General features: G+C 75.6%; 23 protein-coding genes. 11 read left to right on the forward strand and 12 right to left on the reverse strand.

Annotated elements, in window-relative coordinates; all coding sequences use genetic code 11:
* Positions 1–174 precede the first annotated feature (174 nt).
* The 7 genes from ABTZ54_RS33210 to ABTZ54_RS33240 all read left to right on the forward strand — a co-directional run bounded on the left by ABTZ54_RS33210 (position 175) and on the right by ABTZ54_RS33240 (position 7339).
* On the forward strand, positions 175–963 hold the full coding sequence (locus tag ABTZ54_RS33210) for an IclR family transcriptional regulator (RefSeq protein WP_351670705.1): 789 nt from the start codon (positions 175–177) through the stop codon (positions 961–963).
* Between the two features lie 99 nt (positions 964–1062).
* A complete protein-coding gene (locus tag ABTZ54_RS33215; protein WP_351670708.1) occupies positions 1063–1383 on the forward strand; it encodes a putative quinol monooxygenase in 321 nt (106 codons plus the stop codon).
* A 248-nt stretch (positions 1384–1631) separates the two neighbouring features.
* On the forward strand, positions 1632–1925 hold the full coding sequence (locus tag ABTZ54_RS33220) for a hypothetical protein (protein ID WP_351670710.1): 294 nt from the start codon (positions 1632–1634) through the stop codon (positions 1923–1925).
* 102 nt (positions 1926–2027) lie between these two features.
* A complete protein-coding gene (locus tag ABTZ54_RS33225; RefSeq protein WP_351670713.1) occupies positions 2028–3065 on the forward strand; it encodes a phosphatase PAP2 family protein in 1038 nt (345 codons plus the stop codon).
* 45 nt (positions 3066–3110) lie between these two features.
* Complete coding sequence (locus ABTZ54_RS33230; protein ID WP_351670716.1) at positions 3111–5336, forward strand: NADP-dependent isocitrate dehydrogenase; 2226 nt, start codon at positions 3111–3113, stop codon at positions 5334–5336.
* Positions 5337–5442: 106 nt separating this feature from the next.
* Entirely contained in the window at positions 5443–5733 is a 291-nt protein-coding gene (locus ABTZ54_RS33235; protein WP_351670719.1) for a hypothetical protein, read from the forward strand.
* A 112-nt stretch (positions 5734–5845) separates the two neighbouring features.
* The gene (locus tag ABTZ54_RS33240; protein ID WP_351670722.1) at positions 5846–7339 is read left to right on the forward strand and encodes a sigma-70 family RNA polymerase sigma factor; all 1494 of its coding nucleotides are present in this window, start codon (positions 5846–5848) and stop codon (positions 7337–7339) included.
* A 30-nt stretch (positions 7340–7369) separates the two neighbouring features.
* Here ABTZ54_RS33240 and ABTZ54_RS33245 read toward each other — a convergent pair whose 3' ends face one another.
* From ABTZ54_RS33245 to ABTZ54_RS33260, 4 genes are all read right to left on the reverse strand, one after another.
* Entirely contained in the window at positions 7370–8062 is a 693-nt protein-coding gene (locus ABTZ54_RS33245) for a CAP domain-containing protein (protein ID WP_351670725.1), read from the reverse strand.
* Between the two features lie 118 nt (positions 8063–8180).
* Positions 8181–9068 (reverse strand): universal stress protein, encoded by an 888-nt coding sequence (locus ABTZ54_RS33250; protein ID WP_351670728.1) that lies wholly within the window; start codon positions 9066–9068, stop codon positions 8181–8183.
* Positions 9069–9228: 160 nt separating this feature from the next.
* Positions 9229–10614 (reverse strand): acyl-CoA dehydrogenase family protein, encoded by a 1386-nt coding sequence (locus tag ABTZ54_RS33255; protein ID WP_351670731.1) that lies wholly within the window; start codon positions 10612–10614, stop codon positions 9229–9231.
* Positions 10615–10770: 156 nt separating this feature from the next.
* The gene (locus tag ABTZ54_RS33260; RefSeq protein WP_351670734.1) at positions 10771–11229 is read right to left on the reverse strand and encodes an RrF2 family transcriptional regulator; all 459 of its coding nucleotides are present in this window, start codon (positions 11227–11229) and stop codon (positions 10771–10773) included.
* A 430-nt stretch (positions 11230–11659) separates the two neighbouring features.
* On the opposite strand from ABTZ54_RS33260, the gene ABTZ54_RS33265 reads away from it, so the two are divergent.
* The gene (locus ABTZ54_RS33265; RefSeq protein ID WP_351670737.1) at positions 11660–12571 is read left to right on the forward strand and encodes a glutathione S-transferase C-terminal domain-containing protein; all 912 of its coding nucleotides are present in this window, start codon (positions 11660–11662) and stop codon (positions 12569–12571) included.
* Between the two features lie 21 nt (positions 12572–12592).
* Here ABTZ54_RS33265 and ABTZ54_RS33270 read toward each other — a convergent pair whose 3' ends face one another.
* A complete protein-coding gene (locus ABTZ54_RS33270) occupies positions 12593–13630 on the reverse strand; it encodes an NAD-dependent epimerase/dehydratase family protein (protein WP_351670740.1) in 1038 nt (345 codons plus the stop codon).
* Positions 13631–13814: 184 nt separating this feature from the next.
* Between ABTZ54_RS33270 and ABTZ54_RS33275 the strand changes: the two genes are divergently transcribed.
* Positions 13815–14054: a DUF5133 domain-containing protein gene (locus ABTZ54_RS33275; RefSeq protein WP_351670743.1), complete on the forward strand. Its 240-nt coding sequence runs from the start codon at positions 13815–13817 to the stop codon at positions 14052–14054.
* 79 nt (positions 14055–14133) lie between these two features.
* Positions 14134–14508: a hypothetical protein gene (locus ABTZ54_RS33280; RefSeq protein WP_351670746.1), complete on the forward strand. Its 375-nt coding sequence runs from the start codon at positions 14134–14136 to the stop codon at positions 14506–14508.
* Positions 14509–14545: 37 nt separating this feature from the next.
* Here the strand turns inward: ABTZ54_RS33280 and ABTZ54_RS33285 are convergent, their stop codons facing one another.
* Together ABTZ54_RS33285 and ABTZ54_RS33290 are read right to left on the reverse strand one after the other, a co-directional pair.
* Positions 14546–15169: a DUF6058 family natural product biosynthesis protein gene (locus ABTZ54_RS33285; protein ID WP_351670749.1), complete on the reverse strand. Its 624-nt coding sequence runs from the start codon at positions 15167–15169 to the stop codon at positions 14546–14548.
* A gap of 98 nt (positions 15170–15267) precedes the next feature.
* Positions 15268–16527: a D-alanyl-D-alanine carboxypeptidase family protein gene (locus tag ABTZ54_RS33290; RefSeq protein ID WP_351670752.1), complete on the reverse strand. Its 1260-nt coding sequence runs from the start codon at positions 16525–16527 to the stop codon at positions 15268–15270.
* A 223-nt stretch (positions 16528–16750) separates the two neighbouring features.
* Between ABTZ54_RS33290 and ABTZ54_RS33295 the strand changes: the two genes are divergently transcribed.
* On the forward strand, positions 16751–18667 hold the full coding sequence (locus tag ABTZ54_RS33295; protein WP_351670787.1) for an NAD-binding protein: 1917 nt from the start codon (positions 16751–16753) through the stop codon (positions 18665–18667).
* A gap of 34 nt (positions 18668–18701) precedes the next feature.
* Here ABTZ54_RS33295 and ABTZ54_RS33300 read toward each other — a convergent pair whose 3' ends face one another.
* The 5 genes from ABTZ54_RS33300 to ABTZ54_RS33320 all read right to left on the reverse strand — a co-directional run bounded on the left by ABTZ54_RS33300 (position 18702) and on the right by ABTZ54_RS33320 (position 23660).
* A complete protein-coding gene (locus ABTZ54_RS33300; RefSeq protein ID WP_351670754.1) occupies positions 18702–18947 on the reverse strand; it encodes a hypothetical protein in 246 nt (81 codons plus the stop codon).
* Between the two features lie 64 nt (positions 18948–19011).
* Entirely contained in the window at positions 19012–19491 is a 480-nt protein-coding gene (locus ABTZ54_RS33305) for an NUDIX hydrolase (protein WP_351670757.1), read from the reverse strand.
* 46 nt (positions 19492–19537) lie between these two features.
* Entirely contained in the window at positions 19538–20740 is a 1203-nt protein-coding gene (locus ABTZ54_RS33310; protein WP_351670790.1) for an FAD-dependent oxidoreductase, read from the reverse strand.
* A gap of 14 nt (positions 20741–20754) precedes the next feature.
* On the reverse strand, positions 20755–22176 hold the full coding sequence (locus ABTZ54_RS33315) for an FAD-dependent oxidoreductase (RefSeq protein ID WP_351670760.1): 1422 nt from the start codon (positions 22174–22176) through the stop codon (positions 20755–20757).
* Positions 22173–23660: an FGGY family carbohydrate kinase gene (locus ABTZ54_RS33320; protein ID WP_351670763.1), complete on the reverse strand. Its 1488-nt coding sequence runs from the start codon at positions 23658–23660 to the stop codon at positions 22173–22175. The genes ABTZ54_RS33315 and ABTZ54_RS33320 overlap by 4 nt, the downstream gene beginning before the upstream one ends.
* Positions 23661–23848: the final 188 nt, after the last annotated feature.

Here is a 23848-nt window from a genome sequence, read left to right on the forward strand (position 1 = left end):
CCTCCCGGTGCGGTAAGGAGTCAAAGGTATCTGTACACCGTACGCGGAATCGGGCGTATCGGGCTATGAGCCTCATCTCACCTGTCCCCGCCGAAGGTCCCGGGCCGTGTCCGGATGGGCGTGGCCGGGCCCGTGGCGCCCGGCCACGCCCCAGGGCGCCCTTAGGCTGGAGCCGTGCCCTCGTCCCCGCCCACGCCCCAGCCCGGACCCCAGTCCGTCGACCGCGCCCTCGCGCTCCTCGACGCCGTCGCCGATGCCGACCGGCCCGTCACCGCGAAGGCGCTCGCGCGCACCCTCGGCTGCGCGCTGTCGACCGTCTACCACCTGACCGGTCCGCTGATCGCGCGCGGTCACCTCGTCCGTACCTCCGAGGGGTACGCCCCCGGGCCCCGCGTCCCCGCACTCCACCGCGCCTACCAGCGGCATCACGGGCTCGGCGGCGGCGAGGTCGGCATCGGCGAGCTCCTCGGGCTGCTGCGCCGTACCGCCGGAGCCGAGGCCTACTTCACCGCCTACCGGGACGGGCGGATCACCGTCGTCGACACCACCGCGCCCGTCACCGACACCGCTCACCCCTTCGTCCCCGGCGCCGAGGCCCGCGCCCACGCGACCGCCCACGGCAAGGCCCTGCTCGCCGAGCTGCCCGCGGCGCAGCGGCGCCGGTATCTGGCCGATCACGGCATGGCCCGGTTCACCGAGCGGACCATCACCAGCCCCGAGCGCTTCGAGGCCGAGCTCGCCCGGGTGCGGGAGCGCGGCTTCGCCGTCTCCGTGGGGGAGGCGGACCCCGCGTACACCTGCCTGGCCACCGTGCTCCCGGCCGCCCGTCGCGACGGGGTCGTGCACGCGGTCTCGGTCTCCCTGCCCACCGACGGGTTCCGGCAGCGCCACGGCGCCGTGCGCGCGGCACTCGCCCGCGCCGTCCCCCTCTTCACCGCCGCCCTCCCGGACGCGGCCCCCTAGGACCCCTAGGGCCCCCTAGGATCCCCCCGGTTTCCGGCCCTGCCGGAATTCCGCCCGCCCCGGCTGGCCGCGCGGCCGGCCGGGGCGCACCGTGGAGGCATGATCTTCATCGCCGTACGGTTCACCGCCCGCCCCGAGCACGCCGACACCTGGCTCGACCTGGTCGCCGACTTCACCCGCGCCACGCGCGAGGAGCCGGGCAACCTGTTCTTCGACTGGTCCCGCAGCGTCGACAACCCGCACCAGTACGTCCTCCTTGAGGCCTTCGCCGACGCCGAGGCGGGGGCGGCCCACGTCGCGTCCGACCACTTCAAGGCCGGACTGGAGACCATGGCCGGAGCCATCGCCAGCACCCCCGAGATCATCAACGTCGAGGTCCCGCAGCAGGGCTGGGGCGCCATGGCGGAACTCGCCCGCTGACCCGCGCGCCAAAACGGGTCCTGGACATCCGCAACGACGGGGCCCGCTCCCCGAGGAACGGGACCCCGCAGCGCCCCGCCGGCTCAGCAACACGCCCCAGGCAAGCCGCCAAGTCGCCCTCGCCAACACCCCGTTCACCCCGAACGGGGCCAGGCGCCACGCGCACGACCGCCGACGCCCCCGCCCCCCGGGCCGCTGTGGCATGATCGCGCCGACACAGCGGCACCACGCGTCCATGGGGGCAGATCATGACGTCGTACCTCGCCATACCCGGCATCGTCCTCGGTATCGCGCTCGTGATCAGCGGCGTCGCCGCGATCCGGAGCGGCTGGGTGTTCCGGTGGCAGCGGCGGCATGTCCAGCGGCCGGCCGTGTTCGGTTGGGCGCAGCTCGTGGTGGCTGCCGGGCTCTTCCTTCAGGCCGGCTCGCTCCTGGCCGACGACTCCGTCGTCCGCTCGGCCGTCTCCCTCGCCGGTCTCGGCGTCATGCTGGCCGGGCTGCTCGTCTCGGTCGGTGCCCAGATGTCGAAGCGCGCCCGCTGACGCTCGTCGGTCGGCGCCCAGATGGCGAAGCGCGCCCGCTGACGCTCGTCGTTCGGGTGACTCCAGCGGGCGCCCCCGCGCGCGCCGGGGTCGAATCGAGGCATGGCACCCTTCGACAGGCCCCGTACCGGCGGCTCCCCGCGGAGCGTCGCGACGGCCGGTGACACCTGGTGGTACGCCGCCGTCGCCGCCGAGGCCGCCGGATCGTTCAGCGCCCGCATACGCATACGGATGCGGCGCGCCTGCCTCGCCGCCGTCCTCCTGCTCACCGTCGCCTACGCCGGACTCGTGCTCACCGCGACCGGCAGACGCTGGGGGGACGCCGTGCTCGCCGGGCGGCTCGCCGACCCCGCCGTGGCCCAGTTCCTCCGCGAGCACCCCTCGCTGCGCGGCCTCGGCACCCTCTCCCTGGTCCTCGCCGTCCTGCTGCTCGCCGTCGTCGGCGCGCTGCGCAGGCGGCACGCCCTCACCGGCGTCGCCCTCGGCACCGTGGCCACCGCCCTGCTGGTCGCCCAGCTCCTCCAGCGGTACGCGCCGGGGCCGCACCTCGTCGACGCGTCGGGCGCCGCCGTGCGCAGCGGCTTCCCCAGCGGCACCTCCGTGCTCGCCGCGGGCACCGCGCTCGGGTTCGTCCTGGTGGTGCCGCACCGGCTGCGGGCCGTCGTCGTGGGCCTGGCCTCCCTGTGGGCCGTCGGCATCGGCGCGTACTCCATCGCCTCCGGCAGGCACCGCCCCGGCGACGTGATCGCCGCCGACCTGCTGGTGCTCGCCGCCTTCGCGGCGGTCGTCGCCCTCCTCGCCCGCAAGGGCAAGGTCCGCCCCGCCCCCCGGCGCCGGCTGCCCCCGCAGCGGCTCCTGGTCGCCGTCCCGCTCGTCCTGGCCGCCGTCGCCGGGCTCGCCGCCGGGGCGTATCTGCTGGCCGGCTGCCTGCCGGGCGCCGGGCCGCTCCCCGCCGACCTGCCGCGGATCGCGCACCGCTGTGGCCAGGCCCTCGCCGCGGGCACCGGAGCGGCCGTCGCCGCCGTGCTGCTCGGGCTGCTGCGGCACGTCGAGCTCGACCCGGCGGCCGCCCCGTACCGGCTCGCGAGTCCGGTTCCCGAGGACCCCTTTCCCGAGGAGCCCGATCACGAGATATCTTGATGTCGAGCAATCTCGCAGACGCAGACGTGGAGCGGAGCACACCCGGTGACTGACTCGACCATCATCTACACGCACACTGACGAGGCGCCCGCCCTGGCGACGTACTCGTTCCTGCCCGTGATCCAGGCGTACGCCTCGACGGCCGGGATCAACGTCGAGACGCGTGACATCTCCCTGGCCGGGCGCATCATCGCCAGCTTCCCCGAGTGGCTCGAAGAGGGCCAGCGCATCGCGGACGCCCTCGCCGAGCTCGGCGAGCTCGCCAAGACGCCCGAGGCGAACATCATCAAGCTGCCGAACGTCTCGGCCTCGATCCCGCAGCTCAAGGCCGCGGTCGCCGAGCTCCAGGCGCAGGGCTACGCCCTCCCGGACTACCCGGACGACCCGCAGAGCGACCAGGACAAGGACGTCCGCGCGCGCTACGACAAGATCAAGGGCAGCGCCGTCAACCCGGTCCTGCGCGAGGGCAACTCGGACCGCCGCGCGCCCGGCGCCGTGAAGAACTACGCCAAGACCCACCCGCACCGCATGGGCGCCTGGACCCCCGAGTCCAAGACCAACGTCGCGACCATGGGTGAGAACGACTTCCGCTCCACCGAGAAGTCCGCCGTCATCGCCGAGGCCGGTGCCCTGCGCATCGAGCACGTCGCCGCCGACGGCACCGTCACCGTGCTCCGCGAGTCCGTCCCGGTCCTCGCCGGCGAGGTCGTCGACGCCTCCGTCATGCGCGTCGAGGCCCTGCGCACCTTCCTCTCCGAGCAGGTCGCCCGCGCCAAGGCCGAGGACGTCCTCTTCTCCGTGCACCTCAAGGCCACGATGATGAAGGTCTCCGACCCGATCGTCTTCGGCCACGTCGTGCACGCCTTCTTCCCGAAGACCTTCGCGAAGTACGGCGAGGTCCTGGCCGGCGCCGGCCTGTCCGCCAACGACGGCCTCGGCACCGTGCTCAAGGGCCTGGAGTCCATCCCGCACGGCCTCGGCGAGGAGATCAAGGCCTCCTTCGACGCCGAGCTGGCCGAGGGCCCGGCCCTCGCCATGGTCGACTCCGACAAGGGCATCACCAACCTGCACGTGCCGTCCGACGTCATCGTCGACGCCTCGATGCCGGCCATGATCCGCACCTCCGGCCACATGTGGGGCCCGGACGGCCAGGAGGCCGACACCCTCGCCGTCCTCCCGGACAGCTCCTACTCCGGCGTCTACCAGGCCGTGATCGAGGACTGCCGCGCCCACGGCGCCTTCGACCCGTCGACCATGGGCTCCGTCCCGAACGTCGGCCTCATGGCGCAGAAGGCCGAGGAGTACGGCTCCCACGACAAGACCTTCGAGATCGCCGCGGCCGGCACCGTCCGCCTCGTCGACGCCTCCGGCGCCACCGTGCTGGAGCAGGAGGTCGCCGAGGGCGACATCTTCCGCGCCTGCCAGACCAAGGACCTGCCCATCCAGGACTGGGTCAAGCTGGCCGTCACCCGCGCCCGCGCCACCGGCGCCCCGGCCGTCTTCTGGCTGGACGAGACCCGCGCCCACGACGCGCAGCTGATCGCCAAGGTCAACACGTACCTCGCGGACCACGACACCGAGGGCCTGGACATCAAGGTCCTGTCCCCGGTCGACGCCACGACGTTCTCCCTGGAGCGCATCCGCCGCGGCGAGGACACCATCTCGGTCACCGGCAACGTCCTCCGCGACTACCTGACCGACCTCTTCCCGATCCTGGAGCTGGGCACCAGCGCCAAGATGCTCTCCGTGGTCCCGCTCATGGCGGGCGGCGGCCTGTTCGAGACGGGCGCCGGCGGCTCCGCCCCGAAGCACGTCCAGCAGCTCGTCAAGGAGAACTACCTGCGCTGGGACAGCCTCGGCGAGTTCTTCGCCCTGGCCGCTTCCTTCGAGCACCTCTCCACCACCACGGGCAACGCCCGCGCCCAGATCCTGGCCGACACGCTCGACCGCGCCACCGGCACCTTCCTCAACGAGGACAAGTCGCCGACCCGTCGCCTCGGCGGCATCGACAACCGCGGCAGCCACTTCTACCTGGCCCTGTACTGGGCCCAGGAGCTGGCGCAGCAGACCGAGGACGCCGAGCTCGCCAAGGCCTTCGCGCCGCTGGCCGAGACGCTCGCCGCCGACGAGCAGAAGATCGTCGACGAGCTGATCGCCGTCCAGGGCTCCCCGGCCGAGATCGGCGGCTACTACCAGCCCGACCCGGCCAAGGCCGCCGCCGTGATGCGCCCCTCGGCGACCTTCAACGAGGCCATCGCCACCCTCGCCTGATCAGCGAGGACCCCGCACGGGACCGGGACCGCCCCGGCCGGACATCCGTCCGGCCGGGGCGGTCCCGTCGGTGGCGGATCCGCCGTCCGGGTGTGAGTCTGGATGGATGAGCTGGGCATCATGGACGACCGCCGGTGTCTACACCGGGCGTGGCGGGGTGCTGACCGTCGAGGGCGGAGTGGTCACGGGCGATCTGACCGTGCACACCACCTTCGTCGAGCGGGAAGCACGTGTGGCCGTGCAGTACAGCGGCGCCTCCGACTGGTTCACCATGTCGGGCAGTCCGGTTCCCTGCGGATCGGAGGAGGAGAGCCGCGACCTGCACGACGCCGTCGTCGCGGCGGTACGGGAAGGGGGCGGGGCGACGGTGCCGACCCTGCCGCACCTGTCGGGATAGCGGGCCCGGGGCCCGATACCGGGAAAAGTGTTGTCCCGGCCGCCCCCGGCGGTCTCCCGACGACGGACCGCACCGGGCGGACACCGTCACCGGGTACCAGGGAGCACAGCACATGGACAGCGTCGAGCACCGCACCGCCGAGCTCGTCGAGGCGGCGCGGGCCGGTGACGCGCGCGCCGGGGACGATCTCGTACGGGCCTACCTGCCGCTCGTCTACAACATCGTCGGCCGCGCCCTCGACGGCCACGCCGACGTCGACGACCTCGTCCAGGACACGATGATCCGCGCCCTGGACGGCCTGCCGGGCCTGCGCGACCCGGCCAGGTTCCGCTCCTGGCTCGTCGCCATCGCCATGAACCGGATACGGCACCGCTGGCGCGAGCGCCTCCAGGCACCGCTGCCCGGCCTCGACGGGGCCGCCGCCCTCGCCGACCCGGCCGGCGACTTCACCGACCTCGCCATCCTGCGCCTCGGCCTCACCGGCCAGCGCCGCGAGGTGGCCGAGGCGACCCGCTGGCTCGACGCGGAGGACCGGGAGCTGCTCTCCCTGTGGTGGCTGGAGGCCGCGGGCGAACTCACCCGCGCCGAACTCGCCGCCGCCCTCGACGTGCCGCCCCGACACGCCGCCGTCCGCGTCCAGCGCATGAAGGCCCGCCTGGAGACCGGCCGCACCGTCGTCCGCGCCCTCGCCGCCGCACCGCCCTGCCCCCGGCTCGCCGAGACCACCGCCGGCTGGGACGGCCACCCCTCCCCGCTCTGGCGCAAACGCCTCGCCCGCCACCTCGACACCTGCCCCCACTGCGCCCCCACCCGCACGGGCCTCGCCCCGGCCGAGGGACTCCTCGTCGGCTTCGGGCTCGTACCGCCGCTGCTGGTGTGGGCGGGACGGGACGGAGCCGGAGCCGGGGCCGGGGCCGGGGCGATGGAGACGGTGGCGTGGGCGGGGGCGGGGGACGGGCCGGACGCCGGATCCCACGTACCGGCCCAGGGAGCGCACCGGGCCCGGCGCCTCTGGCCCGTCCCCGTGGCCCTCCTCGCGATCCTCGGCGCCGCACTCCTGCTCGTACCGGACGGCCCCGAGGCGCGTGTGGAGCGCGCGGAGCCTAGGAGGGCCGCGCCCGCGCCCCCGCCCCCGGCGACCCCGACCGTCACCCGCACCGCGACCCCGCCGCCCGCGCCGCGCCCGTCACCGAGCCCCAGCCGGAGCCGGGGGCCGCGGCCGAGCGTGGCGGAACGGGTGAACGCGCTGGTCAACGCGCATCGGGCCGAGGCGGGGTGCGGCCCGCTCAGGACCGACCCGAAGCTGGCCGAGGCGGCCCGCGCGTACGGACGGGACATGGTGGCGCGCGGCTACTACGGCCACACGACCCCCGAGGGCACGGACGCGGGGAGCCGCTTCGGGACCGTCGGCTACTCCTGGAGCGCCTGGGCCGAGAACCTGGCCCGGGGGCAGGCCGACCCGGCGTCCGTCGTGGCCGACTGGATGGCCGACCCTCCGCACCGCCGCAACCTCCTCGACTGCGCCTACCGCGACACCGGCGTCGCGGCGGTGTCCGGGCCCGACGGCACGATCTGGGTGCAGGAACTGGCCGCGCCCCTCGGCTGAGGGCTCAGGCCGCACCCCACAGTCGAGGCCTCAGGGGGTGGCGAAGTCCTGTACCCACCAAGGGCCGTTGCCGGTGAGGTTCACCCCCACGCCGACCTCCTGGAACGCGCAGTTGAGGATGTTCTTGCGGTGCCCCTCGCTGTTCATCCAGCCGTCGACCGCCTCCGCGGGCGTGTGCGGACCGCGGAAGATGTTCTCGCCCCAGGTCGACCACGTGTATCCGGCGGCGGTGATCCGGTCGCCGGGGCTCCGCCCCTCCGGGCTGTCATGGGCGTAGTAGTCGCGGTCGGACATGTCGTCGGCGTGCCTCTGGGCCGCCGTCCGCAGCTTGGCGTCGGACCGGAGGGGGTCACAACCGGCCTTCCGCCGCTCGGCGTTGGCGAGATTGAGGACCTGGTCGACGTACTGCGCGGCGGTCCCGGCCGCCAAGGGCGCCGCCTTCGCGCGCGGCGGCACCTCCTCGCGCGGCGCGGGCAGCGCGGCGCGGGCGGCGGTGGCCCACCCCGCCGCGACGGTCGGCGGGGACCCGGCCGCCGTGTCGAGCGACACCACGTAGACCCCGGTGGTGACCGCCAGCGCGGCGGCGACCGCCCCCAGCGCCGTCATCGCCGTACGGAAGGACGGAGCACCCCGCCGGGCACCGCCCGCCACCTTGCGATGCCGGCCGCGACCGCCCCGCTCCCGGGCCTTCGAGGCGCCTGCGTCGTACGCGTCGTGCTGCATGGGCTCCGCTCTCTGTTCGAGGCCACCGGACCGTCCGGCACTGGCGTCCGGCACTGGGGAGAGCCACCGGGGCGACGGCGATAACCCTTTCCGGCCCCGGACAGCGCGACACCCCTCGTCAATCCTGTGCGTCAACCTCCTGCGGGACCACTGCGACCGGGCACGGCGCGAGATGGAGCGCCGCGTGCGCCACCGACCCGATCAGGGAGCCGAGCGCCCCGCGCTTCGCCCGCCGTCCCACCACGAGCAGTTGCGCCGCGCCCGAACCCGACAGCAGCACCTGCCCGGCGCTCCCCAGCTCCACGTGCTCGGTCACCGGGACGTCGGGATACCGCTCCCGCCAGGGGGCGAGCGCCTCGCGCAGCGCCTTCTCCTCGTACGGGACGAGTCCGCCGGCCTCGTCGGCGAGAGCCATCGAGCCCGGGCTGTACGCGAAGAGCGGGGGCAGGCTCCAGGCCCGCACCGCCCGGAGGGCCGCCCCGCGCGCGGCGGCCGTCTCGAAGGCGAAGCGCAGCGCGGGCGCGCTGTCCTCGGGGCTGCCCTGCTGGCCGACCAGGATCTCCCCGGCGGGCGGTTCGGTCGAGGCGCCGTCGCGGGAGCGGACCGCGACGACCGGACACCGGGCGGCGGCGATGACCTGCTGCCCGTACGAGCCCAGGAGGTACCCGGCGATGGCGCCGTGCCCGCGCGAGCCGAGGACGAGCAGCTCGGCCTCGCGCGAGGCGTCGAGCAGCGCGGCGACCGGGGTGTCACCGATGATTCGCCCGGTCAGCGGGAGCTCCGGGTGCCGTTCGGCGACCGCGGCCTCGGCCTCGCGGAGCACCCCCTGGGCGGCCTGCTGCTGGGTCGTCGGGTCCTGGAGGAGCGGCAGGTCGAGCGGCTCCCAGCGCCACGCGTGCACCAGCCGCAACGGCAGCCCCCTGGACAGCGCCTCGCGCGCGGCCCAGTCCGCCGCGGCCAGGCTCTCGGGGGAACCGTCCACTCCCGCGACGATCTCACGACTCATCAGGCTGCCTCCGTCGGCTCGGCGTCGGGCCGGCCGGACGACCGGCCCTCTGCCTCCAGCTTGGGCCCATCGGCCGCCCGGGGAGAGGGCCGGAGGTCCCGGACCACCGTGCCGTCCGGCCCCTGTCGGGCCCGGGAGCCCGCCTTTCCGTCCGGGGGCGTTACGCCAGCAGGGTGAGGCGGGCGTGGGTGCCGTTGAGGTAGTGGTCGCCGATGTCGCGCAGCCGGTGGTCCGGCGAGACCGGGGCGGTGAGGGCCCGGACGTTGCGCCAGAAGCGGTCGAAGCCCTGACCGGTGGCGTGCGGGCGGGCGGCGGTCGCCGGGTCGACCAGTTCGAGGATGCGGGTGGTGATGTCCACGGCCGCCCGGTTGGTGACCGTCTCGGCCGCCGCGACGAGCACGGCGACGTCCGCGAGATCCTCGACGCCGAAGGCGCGTTCCTCGACCAGACCGCGGGCGAGGGCGTCCGTGGCCCGCTCGACCACCGCGGCGGCGGCGTGCGCGGCGGTCGCCAACTCCCCGTAGGCGAGCAGGAGATACGGATCGTCCCCGGGGCCGACTCCGGAGAAGGAGACCAGTCCCCGGCGGCCCGTCGTCCCCGTGGCGGCGAGGTCCGCCGCGAAGCCGTCGTCGAGGCCGAAGTCGTTCGCGAAGCCCGAGGTGAACGCGGCCCGCCCCCGCGCCCCTTCGGCGGGCGGCGCCGCCGCCTGGCTGGCCCGGCTGATGTCCCGGGCCTCGGCGAGCGCGCCCTCGGCGATGCCGAGCCCGACGTGGACCAGGAGCAGCCGCAGCGCGAGCGGCGCCAGGGTCGAGTATGGGGCGACGGCGTGCTCGTCCTGGGGGAGCGCGCCGAGCACCTGCTCCGACCCGACCGGGACCTGGTCGAAGGTGACCGTCCCGGCGCCCGCGAGGCGCTGGCCGACCCGCTCGGCGCCCGCGTCGGTGAACACGGCCGGGTGGGCCGGGTCGACCAGGACGACGAGCAGGTCACCCGTCTCCGTACAACGGGCGCCGACGATCAGCCGGTCGGCGACGGTGACACCGGAGGCGAAGGCGCGCCGCCCGTCGAGCACGTAGCCGCCGCCGCCCGCCGGGGTCAGGGTGAGCCCGGCGGGCACGGCGTCCACGCGCGGCGGCTCGACCGCCCCGGCGAGCAGCCAGCTCTCCTCGGCGGTCCTGGTGTCGAGGTCGAGCGGTCCTGCGGCGGGGCCGAGGAACCGCGAGGTCCAGGACAGGACGCAGTGGTGGGCGAGGAGTTCGCCGATGGAGCCGTCGGCCGCGGCGATCTCGCGGATCACCCCGCACGCGGTGCGCCAGTCGGCGCCGCGGCCGCTGGGCCCCGGCGCGGTGAGCAGGGCGGGCAGGCCCGCCTCCTGGAGCCGGGCCACCTCGTCGAAGGGGGCCTTGCCCGCGCGGTCCCGGGTCAGGGCGTCCACGGCGAGGTCGTCGGCGAGCTCTCTGGTGACGCGGGGCCAGATCTCGTCGTCGGCCGGGCGGTCGGCCGGCGCGGAGGTGGGGCGTATCGCTGACTTCTTCGGCGTTCTCACGTCACCTCACATGATCCCTAGTATCCCCACTGGAATAGTAGGGATAGTGGCAGAGGGTTCGCCCCGGCCCCAAGAGGCGTCCGTATCACGGACAATGACATCTCGAAAGGTGGTACGAGACGCCGCCGACCAGCGGTTTCGGGAGGAGTCGGCGGGTTACGGATTGGTCCAGGCGTCCGGATCCTCGGCGAGCGCCACGACCTCGGCCGGCAGCTTCGCCGAGGCCAGCTCCGCGAGCGACACCCCGTCGAGCACATGGCGCACGTTCGCCCGCAGCGCCACCCAGAGCGTCAGCAGCGACTCGGCGGGTCCGGTGTACGAGAGCTCCGGCGGGCGCACCCCGCGCACCGACACCAGTGGACCCTCCACGCACCGGATCACGTCCGCGACCGAGATCTCCGCCGCCGGCTTCGCCAGCCAGTAGCCGCCGTTGCCGCCGCGCTGGCTCTGCACCAGGCCGCCCTTGCGCATGTCCCCGAGGATGCCCTCAAGGAACTTGTGCGAGATCCCCTGGCCGTCGGCGATGGCTTCGGCCTTCAGCGGCCCGGTGTCCTGGGCCGCGGCGAGCTGGAGGGCGGCCCGCACCGCGTAGTCGGCCCTGGCTGAAATGCGCATGGGAGCATTATTCCGCACCCTTGACGAGGGGCGCGGACGCTCCCACACTCGTGGACGGGAAACCGAGCGAACAGGTAGGGAACCATGGGAGCCACGGACGCGGCGGAGACGGCACACGCCCCCCGCCTGCCCCGCTCCCTGCCGCTGACCTCCCGCCGCCACATCGACCTGCTGCGGGTCTGCAGCGCGGCGTAGCGCCCGTTCGGCGGAACGACGGCGAGGAGTCGCCGTCCGTGGCGGCGAGGGCCGCGGTCCCGTACCGCCGCACCTCCACCGGCTGTTCCCAGCCACCTCGCCGCGCCTCCACCTCTCCACGGCGCCACCTCTCCGCGACCCACCTCCCTCCTGCCCGTACCTCTGCTGCCTCCGGGCGCGCGCCGACGCCGTCGTGCGCCACCGCGACCCAGCACCGAGCACCCCAAGGAGAAGCATGTCCGTCATCCCCACCACCGCCCCGACCGCCCAGACCGCCCCGCCCGGCCTCCCAGCCGGCCTCCCCTCCGTCGTCCCGTCGATCGTCCCCGCCACCGCCACCCCGGCCTTCCGCGGCCGGATCGGCCGCGACGTGGGCAGCGGCCACTACGCGGCCCCGCACCGCTACCGGCTCCATCTGGCCCCCGCCGACCCCAGTTGTCTGGGTATCGCCGTCACCCACAGCCTCCTGGGCCTCGACGAGACGCTGCCGCTGACCGTCCTGCCCGCCACGCCCGACACCCCCGACGGCGGCTACGCCGTCCTGCGCCCGCTCTACGAGGCCAGCGCCCACCAGTACGCGGGACCCGCCACCGCACCCGTCCTCAGCGACGGCTGGACCGGCCGCATCGTCTCCACGCACGTGCCCGACATCCTGCGCGACCTCGCCCTGCGTTTCCGGGGCGACGGACCCGAACTCCTCCCCGAGGCCCGTCAGGACGAGATCCGGGCCGTCGCCGACCTGTGCGCGCGCAGCGTCCACGCCGCCGCCCAGCGGGCCGGTGAGCTCGGCCTCGACGACCAGGCCGCGCACCGCGACCCGCTCACCGTGCTCTTCGCCGCGCTCGGCTCCCTCGAACGGCGGCTCGCCCGCCACCCGTACGTCCTCGGCGACGCGCCCACCGTCGCCGACGTCACCGTCTGGGTCACCCTCGTCCAGCTCGACACCGTCCACCGCTGGCACCTCGACGCCGCCGCCATGGACCGCGTCGCCGGACACCCCGCGCTCTGGGCCTACGCCCAACGGCTCGCCGCCCTGCCCGCGTTCGGCCGCCACCTCGACATCGACGCCGTCCTCGCCCACCACCGCGCCCACTGCCGGGGCCGGGAGGCCGCCGGTGCCGCCATGCGGATCGTCGACTGGGGCTGACCCGGCCGGGCCGCGGCGCGATCAGCCGGTCCGCCGGCCCGCGAGCGGCTCCGTGGCGTCGCCGGCACCGGCGCGGACCCCGCGCAGGAACGCCTCCAGGGCCTCCACCGAGGTCCTGGACGGCTCCCACCCCAGCTCCCGCGCCGCCCGCCCGGTGGCGAGGAGCGGCAGGCGCAGCACCGCGTCGAAGAGCCCCGGGGAGGACGGGGCGACCCGCAGCCGCCAGGCAGTGGCCAGCGCGCCCCGCACGGCCGCGTTCGGCACCTTCACCGGGCGGGCGCCGAACAGCGCGCCGAGCGTCCGGGCGTCCACCACAGGACCGGCCGCCAGGTTGAACGCGCCCCGCACGTCCCGCAGCAGCGCGCGCACGTACGCGTCGGCCGCGTCGTCGGTGTGCAGCGCCTGGAAGCGCAGGCCGGAGAGTTCCGGCACGAGCGGAAGCAGGTCCGGCCGGAACAGGCGGCCGGGGAAGAAGCGCCCCGCGAAGATCCGTCGCTGCTCGCTCGCCGACTCCTCCTTGAACAGGAAGGCCGGCCGCATCCGCACCACCCGCGTCTGCGGATGGTCGCGCTCGAAGGTGTCCAGGACCCGCTCCAGATACGCCTTCTCCCGGGTGTACGCGGCACCCGGCCAGCCGTGCGTCGGCCAGGCCTCCGAGACCGGGGCGCCGCCCTCGGGACCGGGGGAGTAGGCGCCGACCGACGAGGCGTGCACCAGGACCGGGACGCGCGCGGCGGCGACCGCGTCGAAGACCCGTACCGCGCCCAGCACATTGGTCCGCCAGGTCGCCACCGGATCGTGCGTCGGCTGGAAGCGCCAGGCGAGATGGACGACCGCGTCCGCGTCGTCCACGTACGAGGCCAGCCGGGGCCCGGCGTCCTCCCGCGAGAGGTCCACCTCCGCCCACTCCGTCCTCGCCAGGGTCAGCCGCGGCAGGCGCCGGGCCAGACCGAGCACGGAGGCGACCCGCGGTTCCCGCTCCAGGGCGCGGAGCAGACTCGTGCCGACGTTGCCCGTGGCGCCGGTGACGACGACACGCAGCCGATCGCTGGGGTTCATGACCCGACCCTCCTGCCTTCCCCTCGCCGAGGCCTTCCCCTCTCTCGACCTTCCGCCATCGGGGACACCCCCGCATGCGGGGGAGGAGCGGCGATCACGGAGCGTGGCGCCGCGAGTCGCGTCGGTGGGCGGGTGACCCCACGATGGTGGGGCCGGGGGGCCAGGGCGTCACCAGGAGGATGGGATGCTGCTCCCCGACCGCGACACGATCGACCGGCTGCTGCGGAGCTACCGCGCCGAGGAACGGCGGAGCGTGGCCCTTCCGTGCGACCCGTCGGTCCGGCGCAGGCTGGAGGACACCACGTACACGCTCTGCGTCCTCATGGGCGTCCGCACCGCCCGCGAGGCGGTCCACGCCGCCGAGCACTACCTGGCCGAGCCCCGCCCGGTCGTCGGCGCGGTTCGACGCGGCCCTGTGGGGTAGGCGCAGGGTAGGGAGCGAGGACGGCCACGGCCCGCGGGCCGCGCCGGGCGTCCTTGTCGCCCGCTTGGAGGTGTCGGCGATGGACGAGGCACGGCTCTCGCCGCGGGAGCGGCGCATCCTGGAGGAGATCGAGCAGGGCCTGGGAACGGACCGGTCCCTCGCCAGGGGCCTGCGCACCGGCCACCCTGCTCGCTGGCACCGCCACCCGCGTCCCGGGCTCCACCACCCCGGTCTCCGTTTCCGCCGCCCCGGCGGACGCGTCACCGCCCTCCTCGGCGTCGCCGCGCTCGCCCTCTTCGTGGCCGCCGTCGCCACCGAGTCACCCGCGCTGATCTGGGCCTTCGCCGCCGTGTGGGTGGTCACGCTGGTGAGCGTGCTCCGACTGCTCCTCGGCTGGTCGCGCCGCCATCTGACCGGGGCGGAGCGCCCCCGCCCGGACGAGCCGGAGCGCTGAGCGGGGCGGCGCGCTTGCGCGCCTGACGGTCCACCCGTCACCCCCTCGGAAAGCGCTCCCGTACCGCGTCCACGCAGACGTCCCGGGACGTCGGCCCGCCGAAGCGCAGCCGGTCGTACGGGGTGAAGGCCGGCTCAAGACCGTCCAGCTCGTCCACCAGCGCGTGCAGGGCGGCCGACCACCCCGGCTCCCGCGGCCGGGGCGAGGCGACGGCCGCGGTGATCGACGCCGTCAGTTCGCCCTTGCGGCGGATCGTGGCCGGGGTGACCCGGTGCAGGCAGACGTACTGACCGCTCAGATACGCCGCCCACTCCTCCGCGCCCTCGGCGGCGTCCTCCCAGTGCGCGACGAACCAGGCGCGCAGCAGCTCCGGGCCGCCCGCCTCCTCGGTCGGCTCGAACAGGTCGCGCGGCACCATCTGCGCGCCGTCCGACCGCAGATAGCCCGGCAGCGGCAGCAGGCCGTCCAGCATCCGCCGCCGCGCCTCGTCCGCGTCCCGCCCGAGCGCGGCGCACAGCTCGTCGAGCGGAACGAACTGCGCGCTCACATAGGCGTCGTCCGCCGCCGTCATCGCGTGCACACCGTTGACCTCGCGGAACCGGCGGGCCACCTCCTCCGCGTACCCGTCCACGGCCGCGCGCCCATCCGTCCCCATGCCCATCGGTCCACTCCTCGCACGTCCCGCCCGGGACCCTCCCGGACGGCGCCCGAGCAGGCTAGGCGCCGGACCGTGCGGCGCCCGCCGAACCGTGCCGGTCCTCAGTTGCCGCGTGCCCCGAAGCGCCGCCACAGCCACAGCGAGAGCGCCGCGCCGAGCGCCGCGCCCACCAGGGCCAGGGGGAGCCCGGCTGTCCTGCCCGTGGGAGCGGCCTGCCGGTGCGGGGCGGGGGCGGGGGCGGCCGCACCGGACGGCGCCGTGTCACCGGCCTCCGGTCCCGCCCGGTTCACGTTCCGCGCGGCGGCGCGCACGGTGCCCCCTTCGTTCTTCCGGGGGGCCTTCGCCGGAGCGAGGGAGCCCACCGGCTGCACCCGGCCCGCCGCCTCGAAGCCCCAGTCGAGCAGGTCCCTCGCCTCCTCGTACACGGCGAATCCGCCGCCCCCCTGCGGGTTCATCACCGACGCGACCAGCGTGCGGGCCCCGCGCCGCGCGCCGACGACCAGGGTGTTCCCGGCGCCGCTGGTGTAGCCGTTCTTGATGCCGATGAGCCCGGGGTAGCGGGCCACCCCGTCCGCGCCCGTGAGCAGCCGGTTGGTGTTGGCGATGCCGTACGACCAGGAGCCGGCCGGGAAGTCCGCGTAACGCGTCGAGCAGTAGCGGGTGAACCCCGGGTCCTGGAGCCCGGCCCGCCCGAAGACCGCCAGATCGTACGCGGAGGACACCTGGCCCGGCGCGTCGTAGCCGTCCGGCGAGACCACGTGCGTGTCGCGGGCGCCCAGCGCGCGCGCCTTCTCCTGCATCTGCCGGGTCATCGACTCCCAGCCGCCGTTCATGGCGGCCAGGACGTGCACCGCGTCGTTCCCGGAGCTGAGGAAGACGCCGTTCCACAGGTCCGACACCCTGTACGTGTACCCCTCCTTCACCCCGACCAGGCTGCTCCCCTCGCCGATGCCGGTGAGCTCCTCGTCGCTGACGGTGTGCCGCTCGCCCCCGTCGTGGTGCGGCAGCGCGGTCAGCGCGAACAGCGTCTTCAAGGTGCTCGCCGGCGGCAGCTTCCGGTGCGCGTCACGTGCCGCCAGGACCTCGCCGGTGGCCGCGTCGGCCACCACCCAGGACAGGGCCGAGAGGGACGGCAGTTGCGGCGCGCCCCGCAGCGGCTGCACCTGTGTGCCCGAGCGGTCGAGCCGGGCCGGATCGACGAAGGACCGCGCGGGCGGGGTGGGCTCGGCGGCCGAGGAGGCGAAGGCGGGGGCCGACGCGTGCCCCGGGGCGGGGGCGGCAGCGGCCGTGGGGACCGGCAGGACGAGCAGCAGCGCCGCGGCACCGGCGGCGGCATGACGGACAGCTGGCGTGACGATCATTCAGCCACCGTAGGAACGGGGCGCGCGGCCCGCAGGCCGGAGTGCGCCGACCGGCGTAGCGGGTGTGCCGGAGGGCGGGCGCGTCGCCGTCGTGCCCGCGCGCCGCCCGGGCGCCGCCCCGGCTGTCGGAGGGGCAGGGCATCCTGGTGACGTGTCCTCATTCCCGAACCAGAGCAGGCCCGTTGCCCCGCCGGGCGCCGACGGCCCAGGCCCCGCCGAGCACATGATCGTCTGCGGCGACGACGTGCTGGCCCACCGTCTCGCGGCGGAGCTGCACGAGATGTACGGGGAGCGCGTCACCCTGCTCGTCCCGGCGCCCCTCGACACCCCCAGCAGGCCCGTGGCCCGTACGGGACGGGCCGCGGCGCTCTTCGGGCGGGTGACCGCGGCCGTCACCCGCACCACGGGTGCCACGGGCACGCCCGGCGCGGGCGATCCGCGCGGCGCGGCACAGGCCCGGACGATCCGCGTGATGGAGACCGGCGAGGCCGACGACCAGGCGCTGCTCGACGCGGGCGTGGAGCGGGCCGCCGCCCTCGCGCTCGTCCACGAGGACGACGAGCGCAACATCCGCGCCGCGCTGGCCGCCCGCCGGCTCAACCCGAGGCTGCGCCTGGTCATCCGGCTCTACAACCGCAAGCTGGGACAGCACCTGGCCACCCTCCTCGACCAGGCCGCGGCCGTCTCCGAACCCGGTCTCGACCCCGAGAAGCTGGACGCCGCGACGACCGTCCTGTCCGACGCCGACACCGCCGCGCCCGCCCTCGCGGCCACCGCCGTCGCCGGGAGCAAGAAGGTCATCCAGGCCGGCGGACTGCTTCTGCACGCCGTCGACCGGCCCCCGCCCGCCCGCGGCGAGGTCGCCGACCCCGGCCTGTGCACCCTGGCGCTGCTCTCCGCCACCGCCAGCGACCCGGCCGGCAGCGAGGGCTCCGAGCGCAGCGGCGACCAGGGCCCCCAGCTGCTGCCCGACGACGCCGCCGTCGCCGCCGCCACCGGGCGCGGGATCGTCGCCCTGGAGGCCGTCACGTACGAGGGCCCCGCCCAGGCCACCGGCTGGCTCGGCGCCTCCGCGCTGCCCGTCGGCTCGCTGTTCTCCCGGCGGCTGCGCTGGTCCCTCGCGGGCGTGGCGGCCGCCGTCCTCGGGCTCGCCCTGGCGTCCACCTTCGCCACCGGCGACCACCCGCTGCACGCCGCCTATCTGACCCTGCTCGACGTCTTCGCCATCGGCGACCCGGCGGTGGGCGAGCCGACCAGCCGTCAGGTGATCCAGATCCTCGCCGGGTTCGTGGGACTGCTCCTGCTGCCCGTCCTCGTCGCCGCGCTCCTCGAAACCCTCGGCACCTTCCGCTCGGCGACCACCCTGCGCCGCCCGCCGCGCGGTCTCTCCGGCCATGTCGTGCTGCTCGGCCTCGGCAAGGTCGGCACCCGGGTGCTCGCCCGGCTGCGCCGGATGAACATCCCGGTGGTCTGCGTGGAGGCCGACCCCGAGGCCCGCGGCCTCGCGCTCGCCCGCCGGCTGCGGGTGCCCACGGTCATCGGCGACGTCACCGAGGAGGGTGTCCTGGAGGCCGCCCGCATCCACCGGGCCCGCGCCCTGCTCGCCCTGACCAGCGTCGACATCACCAACCTGGAGGCCGCGCTGCACGCCCGGTCGATCAGCCCCGACCTGCGGGTGGCGCTGCGCCTGTACGACGACGACTTCGCCACCGCCGTCTACCGCACCCTGCGCGCCGCGCACCCCGGCGCCCTCACCCGCAGCCGCAGCGTCTCCCACCTGGCCGCGCCCGCGTTCGCCGGGGCGATGATGGGCCGCCAGGTCCTCGGCGCCATCCCCGTGGAGCGCCGGGTGCTGCTCTTCGCCGCGCTCGACGTGACCGACCACCCCCTCCTGGAGGGCCGCACGGTCGCCCAGGCGTTCCGGCCCGGCGCCTGGCGGGTCATCGCGCGGGGCGCCGCCGGGGTGCCCGCCAACCGCTCCGGCTACGGCCTGGCGTGGCAGCTGCCGCCCGGCGACGTCCTCGGCCCCGGCGACCGGGTCGTCGTCGCCACCACCCGCCGAGGCCTCGCCGAACTCCTCGGCCGCCGCCCCCGGCACCAGGAGGCGACGGACCGGAGGGAGGACGGGCGGGTGGGGTGAGCGGCGGGCGCCGTGCCCCCGCACCCGCCCCGCCTCACACGGGCCTGCCCCGATCCACCGCGGGAGACGCCCTCAGCGCCGCCACGAGATGCAGCAGATGCGCCTCGTTCCCCGAGAAGCCCGCCTCGCGCAGCGCCGCGTCGGCCTCGGCCATCGGATGGGTGAGCATCGCCGCCGCGTACGGCTCCAGGCGCGGATCGGCGAGCACCGCCTGGGTGGATTCCAGCAGGCGCAGGTAGGCCTGGGCGGCGGCGCGCTCACGGCCGGTGATCGTCGTCATGTCGGGGCTCCCTCTAGCAGCTTGCGGCGGTCGTCCCCACCACCCTCTCGTACGGGTCTGACAATCAGGTCCCTGGCCCGCCGAGGTACGCCGCGAGGCGTTCCAGGAAGGCCTGCTGACCCGCCACCAGCAGGGGCGCGGCCGCCTCGAAGCCGAACCAGCCGACCCGGTCGAGCTCGGGGAACTCCCGCACCGTGCCCGAATGAGGCGGCCACTCCATGGCGAAGGTGCCCGGCACCACCCGCTCCGGGTCGAGATCCGCCTCGACGGCCCACACGGTGACCAGCTTCCCGTTCGCCTGCCGGACCTCGCCGAGCGGGACGGCCACCCCGTCCGGCGGCGCGAGCCCGAGCTCCTCCTGGAACTCGCGGCGCGCGGCGGCCTCGGGCGGCTCGTCGGGCCCGTACTCGCCCTTGGGGATCGACCAGGCGGCCGACGACCGCCCGGCCCAGAAGGGCCCTCCCATATGGCCGATGAGCACCTCCGTACCGCCGTCGGCTGTCCTGCGGTAGAGGAGGAGTCCGGCACTGCGCTTGTCGGGCATACGGCCCAGTCTGGCGGATTCCGCACTCCGGAGGAACAAGCGGGGGCTACGCCTTGTCGAGCCGGATCACCACGGGTCCGCCCGCCGGGTCCACGGCCGTCGTCCAGCCGGTGGGCGGGCGGACCGAGCGGTGCGGGTCCACGCGTCCGGGGAGCCGGGCCGTGTGCAGGACGCGGTCGTCCTGGACGACCGTCAGGACCGGGCGGAGCAGGCGGTCGGCGGGGCGGAGCAGCAGCGCCGGGGCCGGGCCCGTGAGGCGGTTGGGGGAGGCCCAGCGCAGGGCGCCCCCGACGGCGACCGGGACGCCGGGCCCCGGCCACGGCGCGTCCGCCAGATGGGCGAGGACGGCGGCGGCGACCGCCCGGCCCTCCGTCGCGGCGACCACCGCCGGCTCCACGCCCCGCAGCAGGTTGCCGACGGCGAAGACCCCCGGCACGCGGGTGCGGAACGCGGCGTCGACGGCCGGGCCCCGGGTGGCGCGGTCGAGGGGGATGCCGCCGGTGCGGGCGAGTTCGTGGTCGGGGATCCAGTCGCCGGTGAAGACGACCGTGTCGCAGCGCAACAGCCCGGTCCGCCCGTCCGCGCCCCGCACGAGGACCCCCGACAGGCGCCCCCGGCCGACGAGTTCGAGCACCGTCGCGCCGCGCAGCGCGGGTCCCGGCAGGCGCGGCCCGCGCGTCCGCTCCGAGACGACGGCCGCCACCGTGACCCCGGCCCGGCGCAGGGTGCGCACCGCGTGCCGGGCGACCGGCTCCGAGCCGACCACGACCGCCCGCCGCCCGATCCGCTCGCGGCGCAGCCCGTACAGCTCGACGGACTGCTGGAGCTCACCGGTGCTGAACACCCCGGCGGGACGGCTGCCCGGCACCAGGCGGGCGCTGCGGGGCCGTTCGCGGGCCCCGGTGGCGAGGACCACGGCCCGGGCGGTGATCCGTTCGAGACCGGTGGGCGCGGTGACCTCCACAGTCAGCGGCCCGGCCCAGCCCGTCGCGCCGACCCCGGTACGCACCACCGCCCCGGCCCGTACGGCGGCCCGCACCGCCCGCCGGGCGTACGAGGGTCCGGTGAACGCCCCGAAGCCGCCGCGCGCGCAGTGCCGGGGCACGCCGCCGGCGGTCCGCTCCCGCTCCAGGACCTCGACCCGGCCCGCGCCCGCCGCCGCGAGCCGCGCGGCGGCGGCGAGCCCGGCGGGGCCCGCGCCGACGACCAGCACGTCGACGGTACGGTCCGCACCGCTCCAGGCGGTCATGACGTCCTCTCCGCTCACCGCGTCCCCTCCTCGAACAGCGCCCGCACCGTCGCCCCGCAGGAGAAGCCCTGGCACCGCCCGGCCCGCGCGCGGGTCCTGCGGCGGAGTCCGTCGAGGGTCGCGGGCGGCACCGTGGAGGCGAGCGCGTCGCGGATCTCGCCCCGGGTGACCCGCTCGCAGTGGCAGACGATGTCGCCGTACGCGGGATCGCGGGCGATGCGCGCGGCGTCCCGGTACGGGCGGGGGAAGGCCTCGCCGAGGTTGGGCATCGACACCGGGGCGAGGGGGCGTTCGGGCCCGAGCTCCAGGCCCGCGTCCGCGAGCAGCTCCACGGTGTGCCGGCCGAGGGCGAGGGAGGCGGTGAGTCCGGTGGAGCGGATCCCGCCGACGGTGACGTACCGCAGCGCGGGGTGGGCGGCGATCCGGTAGTCCTCGGCGCCGGTGGCCGCCCGCAGCCCGGCGTAGACGGCGGTGACCTCCTCGTCGAGCAGCGCCGGAAGGATCCGGCGGCCCTGCGCGCGCAGTCCGGCGAGCCCTTCGGCGGTGGAGCCGGTGGCGGTCTTGTCGTCGAGGTCCTCGGCGGTCGGGCCGAGCATCACGTTGCCGTAGACGGTCGGGGCGATGAGCACGCCCTTGCCGAGGGCGCCGGGAACGGGCAGCAGGATGTGCCGGACGAGCCCGCGCGCGAACTTGTCGAAGACGAGGAGCTGACCGCGCCGCGGGGTCACGGTGAAGTCGTACCGCCCGACCAGCGCGTCGAACGCGTCGGCGTACAGACCGCAGGCGTTGACCAGGAACCGGGTGCGCAGCACGCCCCGCCGGGTGATCAGCCGGTGCGGGGCGTCCGGGCCGCCCGGCCGTACCTTCTCCACGGGGCAGTCGAGGTGCAGGTCGACCCCGGAGCGCACGGCCTGGGTGGCGTAGGCGAGCGGAGTGGTCCAGGGGCAGATCACCGACTCGTCGGGCACGGCGAGCGCGCCGAGCGCGCCCGGACCCAAGTGGGGTTCGAGGACGCCCAGTTCGGCGGCGTCCACGAGGCGCGTGCCGTGGTGTCCGTTGCGTACGGCCTTGGCGGCGAGCCGGGGAAGCGCCGCGCGCTGTTCCTCGTCCCAGGCGACCAGCAGCGCGCCGACGGGCTCGACGGGGATGCCGGTCTCCCGGGCGTACGCGGCGAGCAGCCGCCCGCCCTCGCGGACGAGCCGCGCCTCCAGGGATCCGGGGACGGCGTCGAAACCGGTGTGCAGGATGGCCGTGTTGGCCTTGGAGCTGCCCTCGCCGATGTCGCCGGACGCCTCCACGAGGGCGACCCTCAGCGAGTGGCGGGCCAGCTCGCGGGCGATGGCGCAGCCCACCACCCCCGCGCCGACCACGGTGACGTCGTACGCGGTCCCCGGCGCCGAGGTGTCCGGCAGCGCCCCGCGACGGGTGACGCTCACGCGGCGGACCCCCCGGGCACGGCGGCGGACCCCCCGGGCGCGGCGACGGGCGCCCCGCCGTCGAGCAGCCGCGCCACGGCCGTACGGAAGCGGTCCAGGCGTTCCGCGGCCTCGGCGGGCGTGATCATCGGCTCGTACACGGCGGACGGCTTCCACTCCGGTACGGCCTCGTGGACGGCGAGCCCGGGGGTGTGCCCGAGCCGGGCGACGGCCGCCACGCCGAGCGCGGTGGCGTCGGGGAGCGCGGACACCTCGACGGGCCGCTGGAGGAGGTCGGCCTGCGTCTGCATGAGCAGCGCGGACCGGGTCAGGCCGCCGTCCACCCGCAGCGTGGTGAGCGGCGCGCCCAGGTCGTCCGCCGCGGCCCCGGCGAGCTCCACGACCTGGGCGGCGATCCCCTCGCAGAGCGCCCGGACCAGCTGGCCGGGGCCGGTGTCCAGGCCGAGCCCGGTCAGCGAGCCGCGCACCTCGCCCCGCCACCAGGGGGCGGCGAGCCCGGCGAGCGCGGGCACGAAGGTGACGCCGCCCGCGTCCGGGACGGCGCCGCCGACGGTGTCGAGGTCGGCCGCGCCCGCGATCACGCCGAGGCCGGTCAGCCACCGGACGGCGGAGGCGGCGGTGAACACCTGCCCGTCCAGGCAGTAGCTGGTCCGCTCGCGCAGCCGCCAGGCGACGCAGGAGACCAGGCCGGAGTCCCCGCGCCGGGGCACGGTCCCGGTCTGGGCGAGCAGGAACGCCCCCGTGCCGTACGTGCACTTGGCGGTGCCTGGCGCGGTCACGTCCTGGGCGAGCAGCGCCGCCTGCTGGTCGACGAGCAGCCCGGTGAGGGGGAGCGGCGGTCCGAAGGCGGTGGTGGTGCCGACCGGGGTGTCGCAGTCCACCACGCGCGGCAGGCGCTCCCCGCCGAGGCCGTAGACGTCGAGCGCGGGTCCGGACCAGGTGGCGGTGTCGAGGTCGAGCAGCCCGGTGCGGCCCGCGGTGGCGGCGTCGGTGACGAAGGCGCCCGTGAGCCGGTGCGCGAGCCAGGAGTCACTGGTGGTGACGACCCCGGCGCCGGTGAGGCTGCGGCGGATCCAGGCCATCTTGGGCGCGGCGAAGTAGGGATCGAGCGGGAGACCGGTGATACGTTTCAACTCGCGCTCGTACGAGGCGAGTTCGGCGCACAGGTCCTCGGCTCGCCGGTCCTGCCAGACGAGCGCGTCGGTGAGCGGCTCGCCGGTGGCCGGGTCCCAGGCGATCACCGTCTCGCCCTGGTTGGCGAGGCCGACGGCGACGACGGGTTCACCGGCGGCGGCCAGCGCCGCCCGCCCGGCCGAGACGACGGAGTCGTACAGCTCACGGGGGTCGACCTCGACCAGGCCGCCGGGCAGGGCGCGCGGGTGCACCGGGGTGAATCCGCTGCCGATCACCCCGCGTTCGGGGCAGACGACGAGGGCCTTGGTGCCCGACGTGCCCTGGTCGACGGCGAGTACCGGGCCCGTCATGCGCGCGACTCCCTGCTGCTGTGCGGTGGGTGGAGGTCCTTGATCGTGGAACCGGTCAGCCTGTCGCGGTGGGGGCGCCGCGTCAAGGTTTCGGCGGTGAACCCGTCAGTTTCCGAAACATCGCTGACATCAAGTCAAATTCAGTCGCTGGCTTGATAGTTACGGTCACGGATGAAAGTGGACCGGTC

The organism is Streptomyces sp. NPDC094032 (assembly GCF_040303965.1).
Lineage (GTDB): Bacteria > Actinomycetota > Actinomycetes > Streptomycetales > Streptomycetaceae > Streptomyces.

Bases quoted from the DNA above. Each gene is read 5' to 3' on its own strand.
- ABTZ54_RS33215 (WP_351670708.1), top strand. From the start codon at position 1,063: ATGATCTTCATCGCCGTACGGTTCACCGCCCGCCCCGAGCACGCCGAC.
- ABTZ54_RS33220 (WP_351670710.1), top strand. From the start codon at position 1,632: ATGACGTCGTACCTCGCCATACCCGGCATCGTCCTCGGTATCGCGCTC.
- ABTZ54_RS33225 (WP_351670713.1), top strand. From the start codon at position 2,028: ATGGCACCCTTCGACAGGCCCCGTACCGGCGGCTCCCCGCGGAGCGTC.
- ABTZ54_RS33235 (WP_351670719.1), top strand. From the start codon at position 5,443: ATGAGCTGGGCATCATGGACGACCGCCGGTGTCTACACCGGGCGTGGC.
- ABTZ54_RS33240 (WP_351670722.1), top strand. From the start codon at position 5,846: ATGGACAGCGTCGAGCACCGCACCGCCGAGCTCGTCGAGGCGGCGCGG.
- ABTZ54_RS33245 (WP_351670725.1), bottom strand. From the start codon at position 8,062: ATGCAGCACGACGCGTACGACGCAGGCGCCTCGAAGGCCCGGGAGCGG.
- ABTZ54_RS33250 (WP_351670728.1), bottom strand. From the start codon at position 9,068: ATGAGTCGTGAGATCGTCGCGGGAGTGGACGGTTCCCCCGAGAGCCTG.
- ABTZ54_RS33260 (WP_351670734.1), bottom strand. From the start codon at position 11,229: ATGCGCATTTCAGCCAGGGCCGACTACGCGGTGCGGGCCGCCCTCCAG.
- ABTZ54_RS33265 (WP_351670737.1), top strand. From the start codon at position 11,660: ATGTCCGTCATCCCCACCACCGCCCCGACCGCCCAGACCGCCCCGCCC.
- ABTZ54_RS33270 (WP_351670740.1), bottom strand. From the start codon at position 13,630: ATGAACCCCAGCGATCGGCTGCGTGTCGTCGTCACCGGCGCCACGGGC.
- ABTZ54_RS33275 (WP_351670743.1), top strand. From the start codon at position 13,815: ATGCTGCTCCCCGACCGCGACACGATCGACCGGCTGCTGCGGAGCTAC.
- ABTZ54_RS33280 (WP_351670746.1), top strand. From the start codon at position 14,134: ATGGACGAGGCACGGCTCTCGCCGCGGGAGCGGCGCATCCTGGAGGAG.
- ABTZ54_RS33285 (WP_351670749.1), bottom strand. From the start codon at position 15,169: ATGGGCATGGGGACGGATGGGCGCGCGGCCGTGGACGGGTACGCGGAG.
- ABTZ54_RS33290 (WP_351670752.1), bottom strand. From the start codon at position 16,527: ATGATCGTCACGCCAGCTGTCCGTCATGCCGCCGCCGGTGCCGCGGCG.
- ABTZ54_RS33295 (WP_351670787.1), top strand. From the start codon at position 16,751: ATGATCGTCTGCGGCGACGACGTGCTGGCCCACCGTCTCGCGGCGGAG.
- ABTZ54_RS33300 (WP_351670754.1), bottom strand. From the start codon at position 18,947: ATGACGACGATCACCGGCCGTGAGCGCGCCGCCGCCCAGGCCTACCTG.
- ABTZ54_RS33305 (WP_351670757.1), bottom strand. From the start codon at position 19,491: ATGCCCGACAAGCGCAGTGCCGGACTCCTCCTCTACCGCAGGACAGCC.
- ABTZ54_RS33310 (WP_351670790.1), bottom strand. From the start codon at position 20,740: ATGACCGCCTGGAGCGGTGCGGACCGTACCGTCGACGTGCTGGTCGTC.
- ABTZ54_RS33320 (WP_351670763.1), bottom strand. From the start codon at position 23,660: ATGACGGGCCCGGTACTCGCCGTCGACCAGGGCACGTCGGGCACCAAG.